Origin of the sequence: Arenibacter troitsensis (assembly GCF_900177645.1) — a bacterium.
Classification (GTDB): domain Bacteria; phylum Bacteroidota; class Bacteroidia; order Flavobacteriales; family Flavobacteriaceae; genus Arenibacter; species Arenibacter troitsensis.
On the sequence record NZ_FXAO01000004.1, the window covers coordinates 171,768 to 187,961 of the forward strand.

Here is a 16,194-nt window from a genome sequence, read left to right on the forward strand (position 1 = left end):
TTTATAAGGTAATCGTGGTAAACAAAGTAGCAATAGGGTTTAGCATATCCAAATCCCCAATACAGACCTTGCCCACATTTTTATGAAGCGCATGGAAGCAATTTTCCAATTTTGGCAGCATGCCATCCGCTATAATTTTCTTTTCCAATAATTCTTGATAGTTCTTAGGCTCCAAGTGTTTCACCACCGAGGTCTCGTCCGAAATATCCATCAACACCCCTTTCTTTTCAAAGCAATAGTAGAGCGTGGTGTCATAGTTCCCACTCATCCCAATAGCCACTTCCGAAGCAATGGTATCGGCATTGGTGTTCAGCAATTGCCCTTCCTTGTTATGGGTAATGGCGCAAAACACCGGAACAAAGTCGGCCTGCAACAATTTGTCTATAGCCCCTGCATTTACTTCCTCCACATCCCCAGCAAATCCGTAGTCTATTTCACGGACCGGTCTTTTTACGGCTCGGATGGTATTGCCATCGGCCCCGCTAAGCCCTATGGCATTGGTGCCCCTGGCCTGCAGTTGTGCCACAATATTCTTGTTGGCCAATCCACCGTAGACCATGGTGATTACCTTTAGCCCCTCTTCATCGGTAATACGTCTCCCGCCTACCAATTTGGATTCTATTCCCAATTTTTCGGCGATCTGGGTAGCTAGTTTTCCACCCCCGTGCACCAAAATTTTAGGGCCTTGTATGGCCGCAAAGGAATCCAGGAATTTGTTGAGTTCGGTTTCGTTCTCAATTACGTTCCCTCCAATTTTTATTATAGATAGTTTTTGTTTCATGTCTTTTTTTACTTTCTGCTTGGGACAGTTGATCGTTTTGTCCTTAGTTTAGGGTTTCAATCCTTTCCGTCCTCTCCTCCTATCGTCGGAGAAGCCACCTTGTCCTCCCGCGGAAAACGCGGGACAGGCTTGCTAAGGGAAGGAGACGTATGCGTATTTCAAAATTATATTATTTACTCAATCCAAACTGCTCCCCTCTTGGAACGAAGAGGGGAATGAATTTCACCGCCAACAGCGGGGAAAGAAAGGGGAGCCTGCCTTGCCGTCAAGCAGGTTTGAAATCCCTACTATTTGGTCCAAACCCAAACTTTCTCTTTTGTTCCAATACCCGCGCTTTCAGAACCCTCCGTCTTCGCTTGTGGCGAATCCACCTCCCTTCGCACTTCGACTCCGCTCAGCACAGGCCTGAAGGGAGGAGCCGTGTTAATATTTTAAAAATCATATTTTTTACTCTAACCAAACTGCTCCCCTCTTGGAACGAAGAGGGGAATGAATTTTCTGCTTTTGGCAGAAAAGAAAGGGGAGTTTGAAATCCCTTACTTTTAATCTAATCCCGAATTATCTCTTTTTTCCGAGATCAGGGCCATCAATCCCTTCCGTCTTCAACTCCCATTGTTGGAGAACCCATCTCCCTTCGCACATTCGATTCCGCTCAGCACAAGTCTGAAGAGAGAAGCTTATTTAGGTTTTAAAATTATCTTTAATTTCACTTAATACCGATTCTAAATTATCAAATACCATTTTGTTTTCAAATCGTATCACTTTGTAACCCATTTCATTAAAATAGGCAGTTCTTTTTTCATCATAGTCCATGGCCAGGGGATTGTTGTGGATTTCTCCATCCAACTCCACAATTAAACGCTCTGCCGCACAATAGAAATCCACCACATATTTTGAAATACTATGCTGCCTAGTAAATCTTTTGCCTTCAAGTTGACGTGAACTTAATTGCTTCCATAGAAAAGCCTCGGCCGGAGTCAGATTGGAACGAAGCTCACTCCTGAATCCTGCAAGTTCTTTTTTTGTATGTAGCTTATCCTTTGTCATTCCTTTTTTACAGCTCGCAAATCTTTCGTTCTTATTCCAAAATCCGTGATTTCAGAACCCTCCGTCTTCGCTTGTGGCGAATCCACCTCCCTTCGCACTTCGACTCCGCTCAGCACAGGCCTGAAGGGAGGAGCCGTGTTAACATTTTAAAAATCATATTTTTTACTCAATCCAAACTGCTCCCCTCTTGGAACGAAGAGGGGAATGAATTTTCTGCTTTTTGGCAGAAAAGAAAGGGGAGTTTGAAATCCCTACTATTTGGTCCAAACCCAAACTTTCTCTTTTGTTCCTATACCCGCGCTTTCAGAACCCTCCGTCTTCGCTTGGGGCGAAGCCACCTCCCTTCATCTGAAGGGAGGAGCTATGATTATATTTCAAAATTATATTTTTGCTCAAATTAAACCACTTTCCACTGTGCAAAGTCTCCTAGCTTGACACTACATAAAACCATTCGAGCACAACAACCAACCTTTGGTTTCAATCCCTTCCGTCTTCTCCTATCAACTTTCAACCTTGAACATTAAATCCATGACCCTAGGAGGTCTCTACTCCGCCTGCCTACCGATAGGTAGGTGTAGCGTGGCAATCTGTTTATATATTCAAGAGATTGCTTCGTCCCTTTCGCTCCTCGCAATGACGGACATTGGACATTCGACTTTTGAAATTGGATCGTTGACAACTGTTTACTGTTTACTGCATACTCCCTACCCCTTCAAACTCTCCAGCAACTTCTTCAACACAATCTGTGCGGAATAGGTCCTGTTGTTGGCCTGTTGAACCACCAAGGAATTGGGCCCGTCAAGAACCTCATCGGCTACCACTACATTTCGCCTTACGGGCAGACAGTGCATAAACTTGGCCTTGCCCAATTTTTTATTGGTCATGGTCCAATTTTTATCCTGGTTCATCACCTTGCCATAATCCTTGTAGCTGCTCCAGTTTTTAACATAGACAAAATCGGCATCTTCCAATGCCTTGTCCTGATCGTATTCTATTTTGGCACCCTTGGTCACCTCCGGATTTAAATCGTATCCTTTGGGGTGGGTAATTACAAAATCGGCCTCCTGCAAATGCATCATTTCCACAAAGGAATTGGCCACTGCATGTGGCAATGCCTTAGGATGCGGTGCCCATGATAAAACCACTTTTGGCCTTTTCTTGGTATTGTTTTCCGCAAGGGTAATGGCATCTGCCAAAGCCTGTAACGGATGGCCCACCGAACTTTCCATATTCACTACCGGTATCCCGGCATACTTTTTAAAACCGTTCATGACCACTTCGGCCTCGTCCTTTTCCCTATCGGTCAAAGAGGCAAAGGCCCTGATAGCCACTATATCGCAATATTGCGCCACTACCTGTGCAGCTTCCTTGATGTGCTCGGAAGTGCCTTGATCCATGATGGTGCCATCTCCATATTCCAATGCCCATCCTTCACTTCCAAAGTTCATTACTATAACTTCCATGCCCAAGTTCATGGCCGCTTTTTGCGTGCTTAAACGGGTTCTAAGACTGTTATTGAAGAATAATAAACATATGGTCTTGGCCTCTCCCAAGGCTTTGAATTGAAGCGGATTCGCCTTTAATGATCTAGCTTCTTCTACCCATTGTGGTAGGGAATCGATATCTTTTAAGGATAAATAGTGTTGCATTTTTTTATTTTATGGTTGTAAAAGCGGTTTTGTTTTCTAGGGCATCAATAATAAAATTGTCTTGAAGGCCATTTACGATCCAAGTCTCTACATTGGCCTGCCTGGCTATATTGGCCGCCTCGATCTTGGATTCCATTCCCCCGGTTCCATGGGAAGATTTGGAGCTACTGACCTCCTTTTGCAGATCGTCCAAGTTGCTCACCAACTTAATGGTTTCGGGCTTCTTATTAATAAACGACTCCTTGGTGTAAATGCCATCGGTATTGGTAGCAATGATCAAGAGATCTACCTTCATCAAGGCTGCAGTCAATGCCGCCAATTTATCATTGTCCCCAAACTTGATCTCATCGGTCGCTACCGTATCGTTCTCATTAATGATGGGGATAAAATTATTGGCCACCAGTACGTTGATGGTATTGCAGATATTTTCTTTGGAAACTTCCCTTTCAAAGTCGGAATAGGACAAAAGGCATTGGGAGGTAAACAATCCCAACTCCCTGAAATTCTCTTGAAAAATACGCATCAAATGGGGTTGCCCAATGGATGCCAAGGCCTGCTTAACGGTAATCTCCTGCCCATTGTGTTCCAATTTCACGAACTGCTTGGCTGCGGCAATGGCCCCGGAACTTACAATGATGAATTCGTAGCTGTCCTTAAGTTTTGCGATCTGCCTACCAATATCCTCAATTTTTCCCCTAGAGATATGGTCCGTTTCCTTGGTGAGGGTATTGGATCCTATTTTTAATAATATTCTTTTCTTCTGCATGCTCTTTTTTTTAGACCTATTGTTCAGGTCTGGCTACTACCTTATTTGTCCATCGCCCTTTACATACCATTTGTTGGTCACCAAATGCTGTAGGCCAATGGGTCCCCTTTGGTGTAATTTATCCGTGCTGATGGCCAATTCCCCGCCCAGTCCAAATTGTCCCCCGTCCGTAAAGCGGGTAGAAACATTATGATATACTGCCGCGGAATCCACGGAATTCATAAAAAGGTCGGCCTCTTGTTCCTCTTCCGTAACAATAACGGCAGAATGTCCTCCGCCATAGGTATTTATTTTCTCAATAGCTTCTTCGGTACTGCCCACTTCCCCAATGAGGATCTTATAATCCAAAAATTCTTCAAACCAGCTTTCCTCTCCAGTAATTTCGGAAGTACCCTCTGTTTTGGCCAGGCTGTTATCTACCAGTATTTCCACTTTCTTCGCCTTTAATTCAGCTATCAAATCTTTTATAAAAGCTTCCTTGTTGGGCAGTTCCCTATCTACCAACACCTTATCCAAGGCATTACAGGCCGATATCTTTGTGGTTTTGGCGTTCAGGATGATAGACATTGCCTTTTTTAGGTCCGCCTTGGGATGTATGTAAAGAAAGTTATTTCCCCTACCACTGACGATTACGGGACAGGTAGCGTGCTTTTTGGTAAATGCAATCAACTTTTCCCCTCCACGTGGTACGATCAGGTCCAGCTTTTGGGTAGGCTTTTCCAAAAAGGCCTGGGTCTGTTCCCTATTAAATTCCAGGTAAGTGACCCAATCTTTGGAAATGCTGTGCTGCTCCAAGGACTTATGCCAGAAATTTACCAATACCAAATTGCTTTGAAGGGATTCCTTCCCGCCCTTCAACAATATTTTATTGCCCGATTTAAAGGCAATGGCAGCAGCTTCTATGGTAACGTCGGGCCTGGATTCATAAATGATTAGGACCGTGCCAAAAGGGGCTGTTTTATTGCTTACCTGCATCCCATTTTCATGGGTAAAATTAAATCGTTCCAAACCCAAGGGGTCTTCCTGTCCTGCCAGCTGTTGCAAGGATAGGATCATGCCATCAATTTTGGCATCGTCCACTTTGAGTCGGTCGTACATGGCCAAATCATCGCCATTATAGGCCTCGAGGTCCCTTTTATTCACCTCCAGGATGGTATTTCGTTCCGTATTGATCAGCTGTGCCATGGTATTTAGCACGGCATTACGTTGGGCTATGTCCAAATACAAACTCATGCCAATTCCTTTTTTAAGGCATCAAAAAACTGATCCAAATTTTCCTTGGTAATATTCAATGCTGGTAATACTCTCAATACATGTTTGTCACTGGCACCGCCAGTGAACATAAATTGGTTGTGGATGAGTTTCTTTCGTAACTCCGCCACTTCAAAATCAAATTCCAGTCCCAACATTAGCCCCATTCCCTTTACCCTTTTTACTTGTGGTATGGAGGCTGCCTTTTCCTTGAAGTATTCAAAGAGATTGGCGGCATTTTCCAATAAATTTTCTTTTTCGATGACTTCCAAAACAGCCAATCCGGCTGCACAGGCCAAATGATTCCCGCCAAAAGTGGTCCCCAACATTCCGTAAGAAGCCTTGATACTTTCATGGATCAGGACGCCGCCAATAGGAAATCCGTTGCCCATACCCTTGGCTACCGTAATAATGTCCGGTTTAATCCCAAAGTGTTGGAAGGCAAAGAACTTACCGCTTCTTCCATAACCACATTGCACCTCGTCCGCGATTAACAAGGCCCCATTTTCCTTACAGAGTTCGGCAATATTTTGATAAAACTCTTGGGAAGGCTGGTCCAGACCCCCTACCCCTTGAATGGTCTCTATTATCACAGCACAAACATCGCCTTTGGAAATCTCGCTTTTAAAAGCGGCCAAATCCTCAAAGGGAAGTATGGTTACCTTTTGTTGCTTGTTGAGGGGGGCGTTTATTTTTTCATTGTCCGTAGCGGCCACGGCTGCGGAAGTTCTCCCATGAAAACCATGTTTAAAGGCAATTACACGGGATTTTCCTGTTTGGAACGATGCCAGTTTTAAGGCATTTTCGTTGGCCTCTGCCCCAGAATTGCAGAGGAAGAGGTTGTAATCTTCACAGCCCGAAAGCTCCCCCAGTTTATGTGCCAAGGCCTCCTGAACGGGATTCTGGATAGCATTGCTATAAAAACCGATCTTATCCAACTGCTCCTTTAATCTTTTTACATAATGTGGATGGGAATGTCCTATGGAAATTACGGCATGACCACCGTAGAAATCCAAATACTCTTGGCCTTTATCATCGGTAACCACTATTCCCTTGGCCGAAACGGGAGTAACGTTATATAATGGGTATACATCAAATAATTCCATCTTCTATATTGTATTATGAACCTCCCCTGTACAATAACCTTGAAGGTTTCTTGAAGGTTTAAGGTAGAGGTTATCCTTTTTTTATTTCGTTTATCTTGTCAAATGAGGCTACTATTCCCCTGATCAGGGAGGAGCTTAGTCCTTGGTGTTCCATTTCGTTCAATCCGGAAATGGTACATCCCCTTGGAGTAGTTACCTTATCTATTTCATTTTCTGGGTGACTGTCGGATTCTATCAACAGACTAGCAGCTCCATTACAGGTATGCATGGCCAATTCCTGTGCTTCCTTGGCATCGAATCCCAATTGAATGGCCCCTTGGGTGGTGGCTCTAATCAATCGCATCCAAAACGCAATTCCACTGGCACAAATAACGGTAGCGGCCTGCATCTGCTCTTCCGGAATTTGCATGGAATGCCCCATACGGTTAAAGATGGCCTTGGCCAGGTCTACCCTCTTGGTGCCTTTCTCGTTACTACAAATGCAGGTCATGGATTTGCCCACGGAAATAGCCGTATTGGGCATGGCACGAATAATATAGTGATCTGGCCCTATAACTTCTTCCATTCTGGCAATACTAAAGCCGGTAATGGTGGAAATAATAACATGCTTGTCCGTAAGGATGTCCTTGATTTCTCCCAGAATCTTTACAAACTGGCCCGGCTGTACCGCAAAAATCAGGATATCGGATTTGGCTACCGCCTCCCTGTTATCCGTAGTCGTGGTAACGATTCCATATTTTTCAATTTCCTTAAGTCCGCTTAAATTTCTCTTGGTAAGGACCATGGAAGTGGCCCCATTGGTACTCAATATGCCTTTGGCAATGGATAGTCCTAAATTACCTGCTCCAATAATGGCTATTTTCATTCCTTAATTGTTATTTGTTTCCCTCCCACTACCGCAGGATTGGTTGATTGGTTTATGTTTAGTTGATCGGGTTAGCTTTCCCCACTACCGTGGGTCCAACGCACTAGCCGATCTTAAAATACGCCCGCTTTTAATTGCAGGCCTTCCGTTTCCTTAAATCCGAACGCCAGGTTCATATTCTGCACGGCCTGCCCTGAGGCCCCTTTCAACAAATTGTCTATGGCCGAAGTAATCAAGAGCGTGTTATTGTGCTTGTGCAAATGAATATGGCATTGATTGGTATTCACCACCTGCTTTAGGTTGATGTCTTCCTCCGTCACCTGGGTAAAGGCGGCATCCTTGTAAAATTCGTTATACAGTTCATAAGCCTCTTCCAAACTCCCTTCAAAATCGGTATAGGCCGTAGCCAAAATTCCCCTGGTAAAATTTCCCCTATTGGGCAGGAAGAAAATTTCCCCGGTATTTTTCTGAAGGCTGTGGAGACTTTCGTTTATTTCCCCCAAGTGCTGGTGTGTAAATGGCTTGTACCAGGACACGTTATTGTTCCTCCAGCTAAAATGTGAGGTAGGTGAAAGGCTTACGCCCGCCCCTGTACTTCCGGTTACGGCATTGACATGTACCGGCCTGTCCAATTTATGGGCCTTTGCCAAGGGCAGTAGCGCCAACTGAATAGCCGTAGCAAAACAACCTGGATTGGCTATATACTTTGCCTTCTTAATTTCTTCCTTTTTCAGTTCGGGCAAGCCGTAAACAAAGGTTTTCCCATCTAGAACGGCATCGGCCTCCAACCTAAAATCATTGCTCAAATCTATGATCCTAGTGTTTTCGGAGAACTCATTTTCCTTTAAAAAACTAGTGGAGTTCCCATGACCAAGACAAAGAAATACTACATCCACATCCTTGTTTACCGCTCCTGTAAATACAAGATCGGTAACCCCCAACAGGTCCGGATGTGCTGTGGTAATCTTTTTACCTGCCCTAGTGGTACTAAAAACAAAATCTATGGTTGCATTGGGATGGTTCAGGAGGATTCTGATGAGTTCCCCACCAGTATACCCTGAACCACCTATAATTCCTGCCTTAATCATTATTCTGATTTACATGGTTATATATTTTTCCAGCATTGGAAAGTATTTTTATAAATCCTTTGGCGTCATCCGCTGTCCATCCTTTGTTCATCTCCCCATAGCTTCCGAAAGAAGCATTCATAAGATCGTGGGGCGAAGATATTCCGTCCAACTCAAAGCGATAAGGGTGCAGGCTAACAAAGACATCACCGCTTACATTCTTTTGGGTATCGGTCAGGAAGGCCTCGATATTTCGCATAACCTCATCCAAATAATTCCCTTCGTGCAACAACATACCGTAGAAATTGCCCTGCATTTCCTTTTGGTACTGTTGCCATTTGGTTAAGGTGTGTTTTTCCAACAAATGATGGGCTTTGATAATGATCAAGGAAGCAGGTGCTTCAAACCCTACCCTTCCCTTTATTCCAATAATGGTATCGCCAACATGGATATCCCTACCAATGGCATATTTGGAAGCAATGGCCTCCAATTTAATAATATTGTTTACTGGGGTATCGTTATCGCCATCCAAAGCAATTAATTCCCCCTTATGGAAAGTAAGCTTTAGTTGAGCGGGCTCTGTTTCTTGCAACTGGCTTGGATAGGCAGTGTCCGGCAAAGACTTGTGGGAGGTAAGTGTTTCCTCACCTCCTACGGAAGTTCCCCATAAACCCCTATTGATGGAGTATTTTGCCTTCTCCCATGGGTAATCTACCCCATTCTGCTTCAAATATTCAATTTCTACCTCCCTGGCCAATTTGTTATCCCGTATTGGGGTAATAATTTCGATCTCCGGCGCAATGATCTGGAAGATCATATCAAACCTAACCTGATCGTTCCCGGCCCCGGTACTCCCATGGGCAATATATTTGGCACCAACTTTTTTGGCGTAGTTTACGATTTCAATGGCTTGCACTATTCGCTCAGCACTAACGGATAATGGATAGGTATTGTTCTTCAATACATTACCAAAAATCAAGTACTTTACTACTTTTTCATAAAAAGTGTTTACAGCATCAATGGAAGTGTAGGAAGTGGCCCCCAATTCCAAGGCCTTTTTGTGAATGTTCTCTATTTCTTCCTTAGAAAACCCACCTGTATTGACACTTACGGCATGTACTTCAAATCCTTGATCCTTTGACAAATATTTGGCACAATAGGAAGTATCCAATCCACCACTATACGCTAAAACTAATTTTTTCATGCTAATCTATTATTATTTATATTTTCTAAGCAGTACATTACTACTACTTTGTTTTCTTGTTTAAGAACAGACTTTCCTTTATACTTTTTAATCTTTGAAAGGCCTTGGAATTCAATTTTTCCTTGGGTTCCTTCTGGGCTGCCTTGGCTTTGGTTTCCGGATCGTACAACATTCCTGTACAAAGGCACATTTTTTGTTCCGTCCTTGTTAGGATATCGAAATTTTTACAGGTCTGACAGCCTTTCCAAAATTCTGGATCGGTGGTAAGTTCCGAAAAAGTCACTGGTTTATAGCCCAATTCATAATTCATCTTCATCACAGCCAAGCCCGTGGTGATCCCAAAAATTTTGGCATTGGGAAATTTTCTTCTGGAAAGTTCAAAAATCTCCTTTTTTATTTTTTTGGCCAAGCCTTGATTTCTGTAATCAGGATGTACAATAAGGCCTGAATTGGCTACGAATTTTTCATGTCCCCATACCTCAATATAACAGAAACCGGCAAACTTATCCCCGTCCAAGGCAATAATGGCATTGCCGTTATGCAATCTTTTTTGAATATATTCAGGAGTACGCTTGGCAATCCCGGTACCACGTACTTTGGCCGACTCTGCAATAGTTTCGCAAATGATCTCGGCATATTTAAAATGGGAATCGTTAGCAATAACAATCTTCATTGAATGTTGCTTTTAAAATTAAAATTAAAATTTATTTTTTTTGAGAGGGAAATGGACTCACCTATTTCCATAAAAGAAGCGCACCCTTACGGGCGACGACGTGTAGGCGTAAATGAATAAGCAAGGTTGGAAACCTTGTTTACGTTAAGTATGTAATATGAGTTATTCATTCTACCATCAAAAGTACAAATAAAAATGAATTATTGGGATCGATGTGTCAATTTTTACTAAATAGCATCTTTTTGTTATGTAATCTAACAATTTCATAAAGCATAAAACCATATACTGCCAAATATTCAACAGTCAATAACCAATAATTCTCTTTAAACCCAGCATTGGAATAGGCCCAATAGCTAAGTATGACACTTAAGGACCAGACCATTGGAAACCTAAACTCTGTAAACAGGCTTAAAACCACTAAGAAAATAATATACCAAGGGTGTACGGTTGCGGACAAAAAATAATATAACGTAAGAACCCATAACATGGAGGTCAACAAGCTTGAAATCTTTTTATTGTCCCTAAAAAATGTAAATAGGGCCACGGAGGCCAATACGATTACAGGGGTAATTTTGCCATAATCCTTTATAAGTTCCCAAGGTTTGACATCAAAATTTAGGGCCACCTTTTTTATGGCATTATATAGACCGGCATTAAATTCAAAGTTGGAGAACCACAGTCCTACCGTTTGCATATAGTTGGTGGCAAAATCCGGGGAATAGAACGGGAGTACCAAAAGGACCGTTGTTATGCCTACCACCATATAAAACAGCATGCTTTTCTTTAGCCCAAAATACTTTAAAAACATGGGCAGAAATAATAAAGGCACCAGTTTTATAGCAATCGATAATGCATAAACAATGGCCGCCAAAAGCAATTTTTTATTGCATAAAAGATATATGGACCAAATAAAAAAGAACAACATTACCCCTTCAAAATGAAGATTGCCCGTAAGTTCCAAAATAACCAACGGGTTTAAGAAATACCAAAAGATAAGATGGGTAGATTTATTTAGCTTTTGCAGTAATTTGCGCCCAAAATAGAGTATTCCCAGATCGGACAGGATAATAACGGTCCTCATGACCAATACGCTGCCCACAAGGCTCTTCCCCGACAACCAAGTGGACAAGGCAAAAATAAATTGATTCAACGGAGGATAATTACTGTAATTTGATGCACTAAGGCTTCCCATGCCACTTACCAATTCTGCAGCATTGTGCATAAGGTGGCCATTCTCAATTATCAAGTCTTTGGGAAGGTGAAGGTAAGGACTCATCCCATGGTTGATCAATTGTCCATCCCAAATAAATCTATAATAATCCTGGGATAGATTGGGATCCGCAAAAAGTAGCATTATCCTGAAGAGGGTTCCGGCAATGGCCAAAAATTTAAAGTTCCACTTTTCAAACTGTATCAGTTTATAACATAAAAAGAACAGCCCAAGATATAGGCACAAGAGCTTTATAAAATCGGCACGATCCAGTTGATACCCAAAGGAAGTATAGAAGAGCATACTAAGCAGTACCATTAAAATTGGAATCCTATGAAGATTCCAATATGAAATGGCCCTTTGGATCATAGTCGTTTGGTGGTTTTTGGTCACTTTAATAATTCAGCAATCTCCCAAATTTAAATGAAATTATCAAATAACAATGCTTTCAATTTTGATTTTGGCAACGAAACCCTTGTTTTTTTGAAATTCACGAATGAAAGCAAAGAAGAACATTGCTCCAACTTCTGCGCAAAAGTAATGCTATCCCTTTCTTTACTAAGGGTTTAATGACACAAACCCGATGAACCATTCCAAAAATAAAAAAGCCCTACTCTTTTTAAAGACAGGGCTTTTTTATTGCTTTTATAAATATTGTTTAGGCCCTTGCCATCAGGGATTTAAAGAATACATAACCAAAACCTAGACATAACATAAAATGAAATGGAAAAAGTCCAAAATCGTTCAAAGGTATGGCACTGTACATTCCAAAAAGGAAGTAAAGCATTAGGGCCGCCTCCAAAATCATATTGGGAGACAGTTTGGTAGCCAGATATTTATTCCCCTTCCAGCTGTCCGATATACTGTTCAAATTGAATTTTGGGGTCCTTACAAACTCAGATCTTTTGCCCATATGCCCTTCCAAGACTGCAATGGAGTTATGCAATGAAAATCCAAGGGCCACAGAGAAAAACGTAAAAAAGATTCTTATATAATCTACAAAGTTATCAAAACTACTACCCTGTATACTCTTGTAGGTAAACCAATAACATACAAAAAGGATGATGGTACTTAAAATAAAGAATTTAGTAGCTTCAAAAATCCACCCCAAATGGTCATAGGTATTTTTTATATACATCATGGGAATACTCAGCAAGGCCACCAAAAACACGCACAGGAACATAGAGCTATTTAACAAGTGCATTACCCCGTGAAACTTGGTCTTGAACGAGATATTCTTGGCGGAAATAACGCTCCAAACCGTCTTTCTAAAGTTTTCGGCCCCACCTTTGTTCCAACGAAATTGCTGGGAACGGGCAGCACTAATTACCACAGGAAGTTCTGCAGGTGTTTCTACATCTTCCAAATATTTAAACTTCCAATTCTTTAATTGGGCACGGTAGCTAAGATCCAAATCCTCAGTAAGGGTATCGCCCTCCCAGTTTCCTGCATCCAGAATACATTCCTTTCTCCAAATACCAGCGGTACCATTAAAATTGATGAAATGGCCTTTGGCATTACGTCCTACCTGTTCCAATGTAAAGTGGGCGTCCAAGGCAAATGCCTGTATACGGGTCAAAGTGGAATATTCCCTGTTGATATGCCCCCATCTTGTTTGAACCACACCAATTTCCTCATCTTTAAAATAGATGACCGTTTTCTTTAACCAATCGCTGGACGGCAAGAAATCGGCATCGAAAATAGCAATAAACTCGCCTTTGGCTATATCCAGACCTTCCTTCAAGGCACCTGCCTTATAGCCTTGCCTATTGGTCCTTCTTATATGTTGAATATCCAATCCTGTTTCCTGAAGCGCTTTTATCCTCTTGGCGGTTTCCAGTACGGAATCATCGGTGGAATCGTCCAGTACCTGAATTTCCAATTTACTGATTGGGTATTCAATTTTCGAAATATTGTCCAGCAAACGCTCTACTACATACTCCTCATTATAAATGGGAAGCTGAATAGTAACAAATGGTATTTCCTTTGGATCCAATAAATTGTACTTTGGAGCCTCCTTATTTCTTCTTTTATATCCCAGATAGTTGACCAGTAAATTAAGCTGGGCCAAGCTATAAAAAAATATTAATAGTAAGGAAATACTGTAAATCGCAATGATAAAGTAAGTAATTGTTAGTCCCATATTATTTTAAACTATATTTAAATATCCAACCCAGGATTTTTATGCCTGCAAATATAGTACCTTTTACAGTACCTGATACTTTTGATATGCCAATTCTTTTTTTATAACGCACTGGTACTTCGGTATATGTAAAACCCTTTTTTAGAACCTTCAACTGCATTTCCACGGTCCAACCGTAGGTCTTATCCTCCATTTCCAGCTCCAAAAGCTTGCTGTACTTTATGGCCCTAAACGGACCCAAATCAGTAAAAGAAGCTCCAAAGAACCATTTCATTAAAGTGGTGGCCAAAGCATTTCCAAAAACCTGTTGCGGGGTCATTGATCCTTCCTCCCTCAACGCCTTTGTTCTGGCGCCAATAACGAAATCCACATCGTTTTCCACTATAGGTTTTACCACTTTGGAAAGTTCTTCGGGATAATCCGAATAGTCTCCGTCCATAAATACGATAATATCGGGTGTTTTGGATTGTTTGGAAATGTAATTAATTCCCATAAGGCAGGCATAGCCATATCCCATCCTATTCTCGGTGAGTACAGTGGCCCCTGCATCCCTTGCATTAAGGGCGGTATCATCCGTAGAGTTGTTGTTTACAACTATTATTTCAGAAACATTTTTTGGGATTTCCTTTATTACGTTCGCAATGGAATCAGCTTCATTAAAGGCGGGGATAATAACTTTAATATTGGTCATGAGCGCATTTGAAGGGTCATTATTATTTATCCATTTATAGGCATCCTGGATCTGCACCATTGTGATTGCCCAAATGATGGCGCAAAGGTATCAATACTTTCATTAATCCATTGACCTCCCTTTAAGGATTGCCATAATAATTTCGGCACCCACCAAAGGTCTATTTTTTATTGACCAGATCCATTAGATCTACATCGTTCCCCAATAGAATTTCAGTAGGGTTTATCCTCCCTTTTAGGGGTCCGTTTTCCAATTTTAAAACTCCTCTTGGGCAAACCGCGGAACAGATACCGCAGCCCACACAGCTGGACCTGATAATATTTTCACCTTTTTGGGCGTAGGCCCTGACGTCAATTCCCTGTTCACAATAGGTAGAACAATTACCACATGAAATGCACTGTCCGCCATTGGTGGTAATCCTAAAGCGCGACTTAAACCTTTGGACAAATCCTAGATAGGCGGCCAAAGGGCAACCAAATCTACACCATACCCTATTACCAAAGATGGGGTAGAACCCTGTTCCGATCACGCCTGCAAAAAAAGCCCCTATCAACAGACTGTAGGTATTTTGTACGCTCTGTGTTTTTAAACCCAACACGGTACCAGAATCCGTAAAGAAACTATAGAGTGTCATCAAGGTCATTGCCACGGCAAAGACCAACACCCCGTGCACCAACCACCTTTCCACTTTCCATGAAAATAGGGACTTGCTGGAATGCTGCCTATAAGGATCCCCTAGGGTTTCTGCCAATCCTCCACAACCGCATACCCAGGAACAGTACCATCGTTTTCCAAAAAAATAGACCATAACGGGTACAATTACCAAAGTAAGCACAATACCCCAAACCAGAATAAAGAGTCCTATTCCCCCGCTGTTCAACAAGGATTTTAAATTCCATTGGAAAAAGAAATCATAATCCAACGGAAAGGCATTTTTAAAGTCGTAATACGGCATTTGTAGCCTTACCATTATTTCCGGAATAAGAAAGGCAAAGACTATTTGAAAGAACAGGACAGAGGTAGTACGTACCATTTGATACATATTATGCCTATAGTTAATGTACATGCGCACGGCCATTACGGTCATCACCGTACAGTACATAAAACCGTAAACAAACCAATGTCCGGCCGGATTTCCACTTAGGAATTCGCTGATGGGATCTACAAGGTAGGTCCAGTTTACGGCATATTCCGAACGGAAATAAAGCACCAAATAAAAGGAAACCAGAAAAACGAAGACCAGCCAGGCAATCCACCCCCTATTGGTAGCATTCTCATGGTAAATGCCATTGTTCTTAATCCCTTTTTTGCCCAATAAAACAATATTGGGAATAATAAATAGCAAGGATCCCAATATGCCCAGACCAAAGGTTAAAAACCACATAAGCCCCTTATTTTCTACAACAAACCCACTTCCTGACGCTTTGCCCACCGCAGCAGCCATGTCATGTGCCCCCGTATAAATTACCTTTTTATATTCCTTGTCCTTTCTGTGCCGGGCATTGGCCGTTTGTAGAATCTGGGCTATTTGGGGCGATAATGACAGCATCCCCTGAAACTCTTCACCAACCACATTTTCTTCCATCTTCTGGATGAAGATTTCGCTCGAAATTCCTTTTTCCTGAATTATTTGATCCAAGCTTGCAGGGGTTACCTTAAACTTACCAATAAAAGGCAGTATGGTAAATATGGTTAGGCCAATTAAAAAAATGAAAAGCCCTATTTTCTTTATTACTTGCAT

General features: G+C 41.9%; 14 protein-coding genes. All 14 read right to left on the reverse strand.

The window, feature by feature from the left end:
* Nucleotide 1: 1 nt before the first annotated feature.
* The 14 genes from argB to B9Y87_RS10360 all read right to left on the reverse strand — a co-directional run bounded on the left by argB (nt 2) and on the right by B9Y87_RS10360 (nt 16,194).
* The gene (argB, locus tag B9Y87_RS10295; RefSeq protein ID WP_085498759.1) at nt 2-781 is read right to left on the reverse strand and encodes an acetylglutamate kinase; all 780 of its coding nucleotides are present in this window, start codon (nt 779-781) and stop codon (nt 2-4) included.
* A 681-nt stretch (nt 782-1,462) separates the two neighbouring features.
* On the reverse strand, nt 1,463-1,828 hold the full coding sequence (locus tag B9Y87_RS10300; protein WP_085498761.1) for an endonuclease domain-containing protein: 366 nt from the start codon (nt 1,826-1,828) through the stop codon (nt 1,463-1,465).
* Between the two features lie 704 nt (nt 1,829-2,532).
* The gene (locus B9Y87_RS10305) at nt 2,533-3,477 is read right to left on the reverse strand and encodes a Rossmann-fold NAD(P)-binding domain-containing protein (protein WP_085498764.1); all 945 of its coding nucleotides are present in this window, start codon (nt 3,475-3,477) and stop codon (nt 2,533-2,535) included.
* A 4-nt stretch (nt 3,478-3,481) separates the two neighbouring features.
* A complete protein-coding gene (gene proB / locus B9Y87_RS10310; RefSeq protein WP_085498766.1) occupies nt 3,482-4,243 on the reverse strand; it encodes a glutamate 5-kinase in 762 nt (253 codons plus the stop codon).
* A 36-nt stretch (nt 4,244-4,279) separates the two neighbouring features.
* Nucleotides 4,280-5,476 carry a glutamate-5-semialdehyde dehydrogenase gene (locus tag B9Y87_RS10315; protein ID WP_085498768.1) on the reverse strand — a complete coding sequence of 399 codons (1,197 nt, stop codon included), beginning with the start codon at nt 5,474-5,476 and terminating at the stop codon, nt 4,280-4,282.
* Nucleotides 5,473-6,600, reverse strand: a complete 1,128-nt coding sequence (locus B9Y87_RS10320; RefSeq protein WP_085498770.1) for an aspartate aminotransferase family protein — start codon at nt 6,598-6,600, stop codon at nt 5,473-5,475. Before B9Y87_RS10320 ends, B9Y87_RS10315 begins: the two co-directional genes overlap by 4 nt.
* Nucleotides 6,601-6,670: 70 nt before the next feature.
* Nucleotides 6,671-7,465 carry a pyrroline-5-carboxylate reductase gene (proC, locus tag B9Y87_RS10325; RefSeq protein WP_085498772.1) on the reverse strand — a complete coding sequence of 265 codons (795 nt, stop codon included), beginning with the start codon at nt 7,463-7,465 and terminating at the stop codon, nt 6,671-6,673.
* A gap of 113 nt (nt 7,466-7,578) precedes the next feature.
* Nucleotides 7,579-8,553 (reverse strand): N-acetyl-gamma-glutamyl-phosphate reductase, encoded by a 975-nt coding sequence (argC, locus tag B9Y87_RS10330; protein ID WP_085498774.1) that lies wholly within the window; start codon nt 8,551-8,553, stop codon nt 7,579-7,581.
* Nucleotides 8,546-9,736, reverse strand: coding sequence for an argininosuccinate synthase (gene argG, locus B9Y87_RS10335; RefSeq protein ID WP_085498776.1), 1,191 nt, complete (start codon nt 9,734-9,736; stop codon nt 8,546-8,548). Before argG ends, argC begins: the two co-directional genes overlap by 8 nt.
* 43 nt (nt 9,737-9,779) lie before the next feature.
* Nucleotides 9,780-10,409: a GNAT family N-acetyltransferase gene (locus B9Y87_RS10340; RefSeq protein WP_085498778.1), complete on the reverse strand. Its 630-nt coding sequence runs from the start codon at nt 10,407-10,409 to the stop codon at nt 9,780-9,782.
* A gap of 217 nt (nt 10,410-10,626) precedes the next feature.
* The gene (mptB, locus tag B9Y87_RS10345; RefSeq protein WP_317045129.1) at nt 10,627-12,012 is read right to left on the reverse strand and encodes a polyprenol phosphomannose-dependent alpha 1,6 mannosyltransferase MptB; all 1,386 of its coding nucleotides are present in this window, start codon (nt 12,010-12,012) and stop codon (nt 10,627-10,629) included.
* Between the two features lie 265 nt (nt 12,013-12,277).
* Nucleotides 12,278-13,762 carry a cellulose synthase family protein gene (locus B9Y87_RS10350; protein ID WP_085498781.1) on the reverse strand — a complete coding sequence of 495 codons (1,485 nt, stop codon included), beginning with the start codon at nt 13,760-13,762 and terminating at the stop codon, nt 12,278-12,280.
* 1 nt (nt 13,763) lies between these two features.
* A complete protein-coding gene (locus tag B9Y87_RS10355) occupies nt 13,764-14,453 on the reverse strand; it encodes a glycosyltransferase family 2 protein (RefSeq protein ID WP_085499238.1) in 690 nt (229 codons plus the stop codon).
* 160 nt (nt 14,454-14,613) lie between these two features.
* Nucleotides 14,614-16,194: a 4Fe-4S binding protein gene (locus tag B9Y87_RS10360; RefSeq protein WP_085498782.1), complete on the reverse strand. Its 1,581-nt coding sequence runs from the start codon at nt 16,192-16,194 to the stop codon at nt 14,614-14,616.